The following is a 10,414-nucleotide window of genomic DNA, read 5'->3' on the forward strand; positions in this document are numbered from 1 at the left end:
ACCGCATGCCCACGCGGAGTACCCATCGTTACACACAAGTCCGCTTTTGATTCTGGCCGAAGGCCGTGGGAGCGAACTTGTTCGCCAAGACGGTCGTTCAGAAAATGCATTTTCGGAGAATGTACCGGCCCTTTCGCGAACAAGTTCGCTCCTGCGCCCGCCGGGCAGAAGCGAGATGTTCAGGCTCTTCAGCTTCAAGAGCTTCCGGCACCGCATGCCCACGCGGAGTACCCATCGTTACGCACAAGTCCGCTTTTGATTCTGGCCGAAGGCCGTGGGAGCGAACTTGTTCGCCAAGACGGTCGTTCAGAAAATGCATTTTCGGAGAATGTACCGGCCCTTTCGCGAACAAGTTCGCTCCTGCGCCCGCCGGGCAGAAGCGAGATGTTCAGGCTCTTCAATACTTGTGTCTAACCATGAGCGCGGAGCATTCATTCGCCGCGCAGGTGCTTTTGCACCCGACAATAAAAAAACCCGCATTTCTGCGGGTTTTTCAATGCGCAATCAACTCAGTTGATCTTGGCATCCAGCTCGCCACGCGCGTAGCGTTCGAACATGGCGTCCAGGGAGATCGGTTTGATCTTCGAGGCGTTGCCAGCGGTGCCGAAGGCTTCGTAGCGCGCGATACACACGTCACGCATGGCCGAGACAGTCTTGGCCAGATACTTGCGCGGGTCGAACTCGCTTGGGTTTTTAGCCATGAATTCGCGGATGGCACCGGTAGAGGCCAGCCGCAGGTCGGTGTCGATGTTGACCTTGCGCACGCCATGCTTGATGCCTTCAACGATTTCTTCGACCGGTACACCATAGGTTTCTTTGATGTCGCCGCCGAACTCGTTGATGATCTTCAGCCATTCCTGAGGAACAGACGAGGAACCGTGCATCACCAGGTGAGTGTTCGGGATGCGCTTGTGGATCTCTTTGATGCGCTCGATCGCCAGAATGTCGCCGGTAGGCGGCTTGGTGAACTTGTACGCACCGTGGCTAGTGCCGATGGCGATGGCCAAGGCATCGACCTGGGTACGCTTGACGAAGTCAGCAGCTTCCTCAGGGTCGGTCAGCATCTGGCTGTGGTCCAGAACGCCTTCCGCGCCAACGCCGTCTTCTTCACCGGCCATACCGGTTTCCAGCGAACCCAGCACCCCCAGCTCACCTTCCACGGATACGCCGCAGGCGTGAGCGAAAGACACTACGCGACGGGTAACGTCGACGTTGTAGTCGTAATCGGCTGGGGACTTGCCGTCTTCACGCAGCGAGCCGTCCATCATCACCGAGCTGAAGCCCAGCTGGATCGAGCGCTGGCAGATATCAGGGCTGGTGCCGTGGTCCTGGTGCATGACCACCGGGATGTGCGGGAATTCTTCGATCGCGGCGAGGATCAGGTGACGCAGAAACGGCGCACCGGCGTATTTGCGGGCACCGGCAGAAGCCTGGACGATCACCGGGGAGTCGGTCTTGTCGGCCGCTTCCATAATGGCGCGCATCTGTTCCAGGTTGTTTACGTTGAAGGCTGGAACGCCATAACCGAATTCGGCTGCGTGGTCCAACATCTGGCGCATGCTGATAAGTGCCATTGTCTGTCTCTCTCCCGGTAGGGTCGTTAATCGAGCAAGCCTGCCGTAGTGGCGGCTGCCATTCAAGTTATAAGCTCAGCCACGAAGGCTGTGCGTGTGTGCCCGAGATCCGACTTATCTGGCCTTGCAGCCGCGACCGATCAGATCGTTGGTAGCGTCCCAGTAGATCAGGCCCTCGCTACCCTTGTTGACGAATGCCAACACGTTGTTGCTGTAAAGCGTTCCGCTGGCAGCGCCGGGTTCAGCCTTGAGCCTGAACACCTGATCGCTCTGATTCAGGCGAACATCGACTTCCTTTTTGGCCGAATCGATGTAGCGCCAGTTGACCTCTGCATTGCTGTCACACACCCAACGGTTCCAGGGGTCATTGTGCTGCGATGTGCTCATGCTCGAACAACCGCCAAGCACTGCCAAAACCCCAAAGGCAATCAAGCGTCTCATTACATCTCCTGGCTGCCCTGCGAAACGCGGTGTATGCCGGTCGTTTCAACTGTCAGGGGCAGTTCTGTTCCTGTTTACGGTCATCGGCCGGCTCACCCGTTACATGTGCCTCGACCCGTTGACTGTTTTCAGTCGTCGGCACATTCACAGAGGCCGGGCTGAATATCTGACAGGTCTTGGCATGCGAGCCAGAACCAGTACAACCAGCCAATACAACGCAGCTCATTAGAGTCAGGGCAGCGATCTTCATGGCGAAACTCCTTTGCCGGAAAAATATCCACTCTTTAAAGACCGCCCAAGCCCGTCAATGTTGCCAAACGGATTTCAGACCTGGCTCACAAACATCCTACATTGCCTGTTCTGGGCATGAACTCGTAACGATCCCATACCTGCGGACCGCCACGTTTGTAGATCACCGGCACTGTTTCAGCCTGCCAGCCCGCCTGATAACAGCTTAACTGGAGCGGTTGGCTCGGGGAGTCGCTCTCCACCTCTTCAACCGCAGGTTTGCCCGCGCAACCGGCCAGCAGACCTGCGATGAGAAACCACGGTAACGCCCTGACCATTGACCACTCCTTGTCCAAAGCTTTCATTCAAGCCTTGGCGCGTTGTTCGAGCACTTCTACCGCTGGCAGAACCTTGCCTTCCACGAACTCGAGGAATGCACCGCCACCGGTCGAAATGTAGGAAATCTGTTCTGCAACACCATACTTGTCGATGGCCGCCAGTGTGTCGCCACCGCCCGCGATGGAAAACGCCTGGCTTTCGCCAATGGCCTTGGCCAGCGTTTTGGTGCCTTCACCAAACTGATCGAATTCAAACACGCCGACTGGACCGTTCCACAGGATAGTCCCGGAAGATTTCAGTAACTCGGCGAAATGCGCAGCAGTTTGCGGGCCAATATCCAGAATCATGTCGTCGTCGGCGACGTCAGCGATCAGCTTGACGGTTGCAGTGGCGCTCTCGGCGAATTCCTTGGCAACCACCACATCGGTCGGCAACGGCACGCTGACCTTGGCGGCGATGGCACGCGCGGTATCGAGCAGGTCTGGTTCGTACAGCGATTTACCGACCTTGTGACCCGCTGCAGCCAGGAAGGTGTTGGCAATGCCGCCGCCAACGATCAACTGATTGCAGATGCCGCTCAGGCTGTTGAGTACGTCCAGCTTTGTGGACACCTTGGAGCCGGCAACGATGGCAGTCATCGGCTGAGCCGGAGCGCCCAGAGCCTTGCCCAGCGCTTCAAGCTCGGCAGCCAGCAACGGGCCTGCCGCTGCCACTTTGGCGAATTTGGCCACGCCGTGGGTCGAGCCCTCGGCACGGTGAGCGGTGCCGAAAGCGTCCATTACGAACACGTCGCACAGGGCCGCATATTTCTGTGCCAGCTCGTCGGCGTTCTTTTTCTCGCCCTTGTTGAAGCGAACGTTCTCGAACAGCACGACATCGCCGGCCTTGACGTCAACGCCGTCCAGATAATCGGCAACCAGCGGAACATCACGACCCAATGCCTTGCTCAGGTACTCGGCAACCGGCTTGAGGCTGTTTTCAGCAGAAAACTCGCCCTCGGTCGGACGACCCAGGTGCGAGCAGACCATGACGGCCGCACCTTTTTCCAACGCCAGCCTGATGGTCGGCAGCGAGGCAAGAATACGTGCATCACTGCTGACAACGCCGTCCTTTACCGGGACATTGAGGTCTTCGCGGATCAGTACACGTTTACCTTGCAGATCGAGGTCGGTCATCTTCAAGACGGTCATGAGCATTCCTGTTTTTTTACTGTTATTGGTCAGCGACGCGCAGAAAGTGATCGGCGACGTCGAGCATTCGGTTGGCAAAACCCCATTCGTTATCGAACCAGGCCAGCAGATTGACCAGCCGGGGTCCGGAAACACGGGTCTGACTCGCATCGACAATCGCCGAATGCGGGTCATGGTTGAAATCGCAGCTGGCGTGCGGCAACTCAGTGTAGGCCAGCAGTCCCTTGAGCGGGCCGCTGGTGGCGGCCTCACGCAAAATACGGTTGATCTCGACAGCGTCGGTGTCTCGCGACATTTGCAGCGTAATGTCCAGGCAAGACACATTGACGGTCGGAACACGAACAGCTTTGGCCTGAATTCGGCCGGCAAGTTCCGGAAGCAGCCGCTCGATTCCGCGCGCCAGACCGGTGGACACCGGAATGATCGACTGAAACGCCGAGCGCGTACGGCGCAGATCCTCGTGGTGATATGCGTCGATTACCGGCTGATCATTCATCGCCGAATGGATGGTCGTAATGGTGATGTACTCAAGGCCGATGGCCTGATCCAACAGACGCAGCAGCGGCACACTGCAATTGGTGGTACACGACGCGGCAGAGACCAGCAACTCGCGGCCAGTCAGCTTGTGCTGGTTAATGCCGAACACCACGGTGGCGTCGACATCCCGTTCGCTGGCCATCGGCTGGGAAAACAGCACCCGCGGCGCACCGACATCCAGAAAGCGCTGGCCGTCTTCGCGAGTGTTGTAGACACCGGAGCATTCAAGCACCAGATCGACTTCCAGACCGGCCCAATCGATGCCTTCCGGTGTCGCGCTGCGCAGGACCTTGATGCGGTGATCATTGATATGCAGGTATTGCCCCTCGACCCGCACTTCGCCGGGGAACCGGCCGTGTGTGGAGTCAAAGCGCGTGAGGTATTCGAGACTGGCCATGTCGGCCAGATCATTGATGGCAACCACTTCAAACCCGGCCTTGGCCCCCCGCTCGCACAGTGCGCGAACGACGCAACGACCAATACGGCCGTAACCGTTCAGAGCAACTTTGTAAGGGCGGGGCTGGGGCATGAAGTTTTCGCCAGAGGATGGATCTGATTGCGTAAACGATAAAACCTGTGGGAGCGACCGGGGCGGCGATCCGCCTTGCTCGCGAATGAGAACACTCGGTTTGTCTGACTCACCGAGGCGCTTTCTTCGCGAGCAAGCTCGCTCCCACACAACACAACATCACATAGCGGATCAGTCTTCGAGCAGCTCTTCAGCCGTGCTCAAGACGTTTTCCAGCGTAAAGCCGAACTCTTCGAACAAGGCTGACGCAGGGGCGGACTCGCCGAACGTGGTCATGCCGATCACGCGACCTTCCAGGCCCACGTATTTGTACCAGTAGTCGGCGTGAGCCGCTTCGATGGCAATACGTGCACTGACTTGCAACGGCAGAACAGCCTGCTTGTAGGCCGCATCCTGAGCTTCGAAGATGCTGGTGCATGGCATGGAGACCACACGAACGTTGCGACCCTGCTCGGTCAGCCTGTCGTAAGCCTGCACGGCCAGACCGACTTCCGAACCGGTCGCGATCAGGATCAGCTCAGGCTCTGCTGCACAGTCACGCAGCACATACCCGCCACGGGCAATGGCATCGATCTGCTGCTGTTCACGCGCTTGGTGGGTCAGGTTCTGACGCGAGAAAATCAACGCGGATGGACCGTCATTGCGCTCGATGGCGTGTTTCCAGGCGACTGCCGATTCCACAGCATCTGCCGGACGCCAGGTGTCCAGGTTCGGCGTGGTACGCAGACTGGTCAGTTGCTCGATCGGCTGGTGAGTCGGGCCGTCTTCGCCCAGACCGATGGAGTCGTGGGTGAATACGTAGATCACGCGCTTCTTCATCAACGAGGCCATACGCACCGCGTTGCGAGCGTATTCCATGAAGATCAGGAAGGTTGCACCGTACGGCACGAAGCCGCCATGCAGAGCGATACCGTTCATCATGGCGCCCATGCCGAACTCACGAACACCGTAGTGCAGGTAGTTGCCATTAGGGTCTTCGCCAGTGATGCTCTTGCAGCCTTTCCAGATGGTCAGATTGGAGCCGGCCAGGTCGGCCGAACCGCCGAGAATTTCAGGCAGCAACGGACCGAGTGCGCTCAAGGCGTTCTGGCTGGCCTTGCGGCTGGCGATGGTTTCGCCCTTGGCGTTGACTTCGGCGACATAAGCAGCGGATTTTTCCGCAAAGTCAGCAGGCAGCTCGCCGCTCATGCGACGGATGAAGTCGTTGGCCAGCTCAGGGAACGCGGCGGAATAGGCAGCAAAGCGCTGATCCCACTCGGCTTCGGCGGCCAGGCCTTTTTCTTTCGCATTCCACTCGGCGTAAATATCAGCCGGAATTTCGAAAGGGCCGTAGTTCCATTTCAGGGCCGCACGGGTCAGGGCGATTTCGTCCGCACCCAGCGGCGCACCGTGGGATTCTTCCTTGCCCTGCTTGTTCGGCGAGCCGAAACCGATGGTGGTCTTGCAGCAGATCAGTGTTGGCTTGTCGCTCTTGCGCGCAGTGTCGATGGCCGTCTTGATTTCGTCAGGGTCATGACCATCGACATTGCGGATCACCAGCCAGCCGTAGGACTCGAAGCGCTTCGGCGTATCGTCGGTAAACCAGCCTTCAACTTCACCGTCGATGGAGATGCCGTTGTCGTCGTAGAACGCGATCAGCTTGTCCAACTGCAGCGTACCGGCCAGCGAAGCGACTTCGTGGGAAATACCTTCCATCATGCAGCCATCACCCATGAACACGTAGGTATGGTGATCGACGATGGAATGGCCTGGGCGGTTGAACTGTGCGGCGAGGGTTTTCTCGGCAGCGGCAAAACCGACGGCGTTGGCAAAACCCTGACCCAATGGGCCAGTGGTGGTTTCAACGCCTGGGGTATAGCCAAACTCCGGATGGCCCGGTGTACGGCTGTGCAGTTGACGGAAGTTTTTCAGATCGTCGATGGACAGGTCGTAGCCGGTCAGGTGCAGCAACGAATAGACCAGCATCGAACCATGGCCGTTGGACATGATGAAACGGTCACGGTCAGCAAACGCAGGGTTTGCCGGGTTGTGCTTGAGATAATCACGCCACAGAACCTCGGCGATATCCGCCATGCCCATAGGGGCACCCGGATGGCCGCTGTTGGCTTTTTGCACGGCATCCATGCTTAGGGCACGAATAGCATTGGCACGCTCACGACGGCTTGGCATCGCTGATCTCCTGGGAATTGTAAAATTAGGATCGGAAAAAAGACGGCCATTTTCCCTCAGGGACAGGCCGGGGGCAATCACAGATAGTCGACCATAGGCTTTTTTCCGGGGTTACGGACATTATTTGCCCTGTAAAGACTGGATTACCCGTCAGCACAACAAGTTCACAAGGCCTGACCGGTGCCACCCATCCAGCAATATCAAAACTTTTTGATATTGCCCTTGCAGCACTCAGGATCGCTCTCTAGACTGCGCAGCTATGAACCTGCGTGTACCTGCCATTCGCCATGATGCATGCGACGACCTCTCTGCATTGTGCAAGGCCGGCGGCGATCCCTTGCGGCTCAACGTGCTGCGTGTGCTGACCAACGATTCGTTCGGCGTGCTTGAGCTGGCGCAGATTTTTGCCATTGGCCAGTCCGGCATGAGTCACCACCTCAAGGTGCTGGCGCAGGCCGATCTGGTTGCAACGCGGCGTGAAGGCAACGCGATTTTCTACCGTCGCGCCCTGCCCCACACTGAATTGCCGGGTGGCAGGCTGCATGCGGCGCTGCTTGATGAAGTGGACACGCTGAACCTGCCGGACGACGTACAGAGCCGCATAGGTCTGGTGCATCGGCAACGTGCATTGGCCAGCCAGGACTTCTTTGCCCGTACCGCCGAAAAGTTTCGTGCCCAGCAAGACCTTATCGCCGGTCTGGCGCAGTACAGCGAAAGCCTGCTGACATTGCTCGACAAACTGAGCTTCGGCGCGCAGGCAACGGCGCTGGAAGTAGGCCCCGGCGACGGCGGCTTTCTGCCAGAGCTGGCCCGGCGCTTCCGCCAGGTTATCGCAATGGACAACAGCCCGGTGATGCTGGACCTGGCGCGCGGCGTCTGCGAGCGCAAGGCGCTGGCTAACGTTGAACTCAGGCTGGCCGATGCACTGACGGACGCTAAAGTCAGTGCCGACTGCGTCGTCCTCAACATGGTGCTGCATCATTTCGCAGTCCCGGCCCAGGCCCTGAGGCAACTGGCCGAACACGTAAAACCCGGCGGTAGTTTGCTGGTAACAGAATTGTGTAGTCATGACCAGAGCTGGGCCAGAGAGGCCTGTGGCGATCTCTGGTTAGGTTTCGAGCAGGAAGACCTGGCCCGTTGGGCCATCGCTGCGGGGCTAGTTCCCGGGGAAAGCCTCTATGTAGGCTTACGTAATGGTTTCCAGATCCAGGTTCGCCATTTTCAGCGACCGGCTGGCGACACTCACCATCGGTAAAATGAAGGAAACCCGTAGAGATGAGCGAATATTCACTTTTCACCTCCGAGTCTGTGTCCGAAGGGCATCCGGACAAGATCGCCGACCAGATTTCCGACGCGGTTCTGGACGCTATCATCGCTGAAGACAAATACGCCCGTGTAGCGTGCGAAACACTGGTCAAGACCGGTGTGGCAATCATCGCTGGCGAAGTGTCGACTTCGGCCTGGGTCGATCTGGAAGACATCGTGCGTAACGTCATCCTCGACATCGGCTACAACAGCTCCGACGTCGGCTTCGACGGCGCCACTTGCGGCGTGATGAACATCATCGGCAAACAGTCGGTAGACATCGCCCAAGGCGTTGACCGCAGCAAGCCTGAAGATCAGGGCGCTGGTGACCAGGGCCTGATGTTCGGCTATGCCAGCAACGAGACCGACGTGCTGATGCCAGCGCCGATCACCTTCTCCCACCAGCTGGTGCAGCGTCAGGCTGAAGCGCGTAAATCCGGTCTGCTGCCTTGGTTGCGCCCGGATGCCAAATCCCAGGTTACCTGCCGTTACGAAAACGGCAAGGTGGTCGGCGTCGACGCCATCGTGTTGTCGACTCAGCACAACCCGGATGTGTCGTACAAGGACCTGCGCGAAGGCGTGATGGAGCTGATCGTCAAGCACGTCATCCCTGCACACCTGCTGCACAAGGACACCCAGTTCCACATCAACCCGACCGGCAACTTCATCATCGGTGGCCCGGTAGGCGACTGTGGCCTGACCGGCCGTAAAATCATCGTCGACACCTACGGCGGCATGGCCCGTCACGGTGGCGGTGCTTTCTCCGGCAAGGACCCATCGAAGGTTGACCGTTCGGCTGCCTACGCCGGTCGCTACGTCGCCAAGAACATCGTCGCTGCCGGCCTGGCCGAGCGTTGCGAGATTCAGGTGTCCTACGCCATCGGCGTCGCTCAACCGACCTCGATCTCGTTGAACACGTTCGGCACCGGCAAGCTGTCCGATGACAAGATCATCAAGCTGGTCCGCGACAACTTCGACCTGCGTCCTTACGCCATCACCACCATGCTCGACCTGCTGCACCCGATGTACCAGGCCACTGCGGCCTACGGCCACTTCGGTCGTACCCCCGTCGAAATGACCGTTGGCGATGACACCTTCACCGCCTTCACCTGGGAAAAAACCGACCGCGCCGACGCCCTGCGCGCAGCTGCCGGTCTGTAAAAACCCAGAAAAAAGCCCCGGACGACCTGGTCGTTTCGGGGCTTTTTTTCGTCTGCGCGGCAGTCATTCCACGGTCACACTTCAAGCCCGCCGCGACACAAGCAGTACCGACGCAGCGCTTGCCAACAACCCCGCGCATACCCTGTTGAACAACCGCTTGCCACTGGGTCTGGCCAACAGGCGACGAGCATGGATCCCCATCGCGGCATACAACGCGATCGCTACGCACTCCAGTACCAGAAACAGACCACCCAGCACCGCGAACTGACCTGACACATCACTTTGCTGATCCACAAACTGCGGAAGAAAAGCAGTGAATAGCAGGATTGCTTTCGGATTGCCAATAGCCACCAGAAACTCTTGACGCGCAAGGCTGCCAGCGTTGGCTGTTGTGATCTCTGCCTGGTCCTGAATAGCCGGGTCGGCGCGCCATAGCTGCACCGCGAGATAAAACAGATACGCTGCGCCGACGACCTTGATCACATGAAACAACCATTCGGACGTATGCAACACAGCAGTCAGTCCTGCGCCGGCCAAGGCGATCATGATGACAAACGCCAGCAAGCGCCCCGCTCCGCCGACGCAAGAGCTGGCGAAGCCATAGCGGGTAGCGTTACTGATCGACAGAAGATTGTTCGGACCGGGCGCCATGTTCAGCGCAAAGCAGGCCGGAATGAATACAGCAAGAGTCGAGATGTCCATTGGCTCCAGTCCCTGAGTTGAATCAGCTATTCAGTCTGGCTTTTTTTAATGAACGGTCAAGACACAGCTGCGCCGTGAAATGCGGCCGGGCTGCAGCGGCTAGGCCATGCGTACCCAGCCTTTGTGGGAGCTTGCTCACGAAGGGGCCGGTGCAGGCGCGACTATCGTGCGGCGCTCTGCGTCGCATGCCTTTCTGGACGCTCCGCGTCCTCTTGACGACGCAGAGCGTCGAGAACTGC

The 10,414-nt window shown here is 58.5% G+C and carries 10 protein-coding genes; 2 read left to right on the forward strand and 8 right to left on the reverse strand.

Features of this window, described 5'->3' with window-relative positions; genetic code table 11:
* Positions 1-509 precede the first annotated feature (509 nt).
* From fba to tkt, 7 genes are all read right to left on the reverse strand, one after another.
* A complete protein-coding gene (fba, locus tag RGM3321_RS00540) occupies positions 510-1,574 on the reverse strand; it encodes a class II fructose-bisphosphate aldolase (RefSeq protein ID WP_004654897.1) in 1,065 nt (354 codons plus the stop codon).
* 114 nt (positions 1,575-1,688) lie between these two features.
* On the reverse strand, positions 1,689-2,015 hold the full coding sequence (locus RGM3321_RS00545; RefSeq protein ID WP_244391113.1) for an MliC family protein: 327 nt from the start codon (positions 2,013-2,015) through the stop codon (positions 1,689-1,691).
* A gap of 52 nt (positions 2,016-2,067) precedes the next feature.
* Positions 2,068-2,265, reverse strand: a complete 198-nt coding sequence (locus RGM3321_RS00550) for a hypothetical protein (protein ID WP_244391115.1) — start codon at positions 2,263-2,265, stop codon at positions 2,068-2,070.
* A gap of 85 nt (positions 2,266-2,350) precedes the next feature.
* Positions 2,351-2,581 (reverse strand): hypothetical protein, encoded by a 231-nt coding sequence (locus tag RGM3321_RS00555; RefSeq protein ID WP_044318367.1) that lies wholly within the window; start codon positions 2,579-2,581, stop codon positions 2,351-2,353.
* A gap of 27 nt (positions 2,582-2,608) precedes the next feature.
* On the reverse strand, positions 2,609-3,772 hold the full coding sequence (locus RGM3321_RS00560) for a phosphoglycerate kinase (protein ID WP_057404959.1): 1,164 nt from the start codon (positions 3,770-3,772) through the stop codon (positions 2,609-2,611).
* 22 nt (positions 3,773-3,794) lie between these two features.
* Entirely contained in the window at positions 3,795-4,838 is a 1,044-nt protein-coding gene (gene epd / locus RGM3321_RS00565) for an erythrose-4-phosphate dehydrogenase (RefSeq protein ID WP_244391117.1), read from the reverse strand.
* Between the two features lie 171 nt (positions 4,839-5,009).
* Positions 5,010-7,007 carry a transketolase gene (gene tkt, locus RGM3321_RS00570; protein ID WP_244391119.1) on the reverse strand — a complete coding sequence of 666 codons (1,998 nt, stop codon included), beginning with the start codon at positions 7,005-7,007 and terminating at the stop codon, positions 5,010-5,012.
* Between the two features lie 259 nt (positions 7,008-7,266).
* Here tkt and RGM3321_RS00575 point away from each other — a divergent pair, with 259 nt between their 5' ends.
* Together RGM3321_RS00575 and metK are read left to right on the forward strand one after the other, a co-directional pair.
* On the forward strand, positions 7,267-8,262 hold the full coding sequence (locus RGM3321_RS00575) for a metalloregulator ArsR/SmtB family transcription factor (RefSeq protein ID WP_005746920.1): 996 nt from the start codon (positions 7,267-7,269) through the stop codon (positions 8,260-8,262).
* Between the two features lie 20 nt (positions 8,263-8,282).
* Positions 8,283-9,473, forward strand: a complete 1,191-nt coding sequence (gene metK / locus RGM3321_RS00580) for a methionine adenosyltransferase (protein WP_002555698.1) — start codon at positions 8,283-8,285, stop codon at positions 9,471-9,473.
* A gap of 81 nt (positions 9,474-9,554) precedes the next feature.
* Here the strand turns inward: metK and RGM3321_RS00585 are convergent, their stop codons facing one another.
* The gene (locus RGM3321_RS00585) at positions 9,555-10,175 is read right to left on the reverse strand and encodes a LysE family translocator (RefSeq protein ID WP_244391121.1); all 621 of its coding nucleotides are present in this window, start codon (positions 10,173-10,175) and stop codon (positions 9,555-9,557) included.
* Positions 10,176-10,414: the final 239 nt, after the last annotated feature.

The sequence above is a fragment of the Pseudomonas sp. RGM 3321 genome (assembly GCF_022836805.1).
In the GTDB taxonomy this organism is placed as follows: Bacteria; Pseudomonadota; Gammaproteobacteria; order Pseudomonadales; family Pseudomonadaceae; genus Aquipseudomonas.

What these genes read in the sequence shown, in the direction of transcription:
- fba (WP_004654897.1), bottom strand. Translation starts at nt 1,574, where the DNA reads ATGGCACTTATCAGCATGCGCCAGATGTTGGACCACGCAGCCGAATTC.
- RGM3321_RS00545 (WP_244391113.1), bottom strand. Translation starts at nt 2,015, where the DNA reads ATGAGACGCTTGATTGCCTTTGGGGTTTTGGCAGTGCTTGGCGGTTGT.
- RGM3321_RS00550 (WP_244391115.1), bottom strand. Translation starts at nt 2,265, where the DNA reads ATGAAGATCGCTGCCCTGACTCTAATGAGCTGCGTTGTATTGGCTGGT.
- RGM3321_RS00555 (WP_044318367.1), bottom strand. Translation starts at nt 2,581, where the DNA reads ATGGTCAGGGCGTTACCGTGGTTTCTCATCGCAGGTCTGCTGGCCGGT.
- RGM3321_RS00560 (WP_057404959.1), bottom strand. Translation starts at nt 3,772, where the DNA reads ATGACCGTCTTGAAGATGACCGACCTCGATCTGCAAGGTAAACGTGTA.
- epd (WP_244391117.1), bottom strand. Translation starts at nt 4,838, where the DNA reads ATGCCCCAGCCCCGCCCTTACAAAGTTGCTCTGAACGGTTACGGCCGT.
- tkt (WP_244391119.1), bottom strand. Translation starts at nt 7,007, where the DNA reads ATGCCAAGCCGTCGTGAGCGTGCCAATGCTATTCGTGCCCTAAGCATG.
- RGM3321_RS00575 (WP_005746920.1), top strand. Translation starts at nt 7,267, where the DNA reads ATGAACCTGCGTGTACCTGCCATTCGCCATGATGCATGCGACGACCTC.
- metK (WP_002555698.1), top strand. Translation starts at nt 8,283, where the DNA reads ATGAGCGAATATTCACTTTTCACCTCCGAGTCTGTGTCCGAAGGGCAT.
- RGM3321_RS00585 (WP_244391121.1), bottom strand. Translation starts at nt 10,175, where the DNA reads ATGGACATCTCGACTCTTGCTGTATTCATTCCGGCCTGCTTTGCGCTG.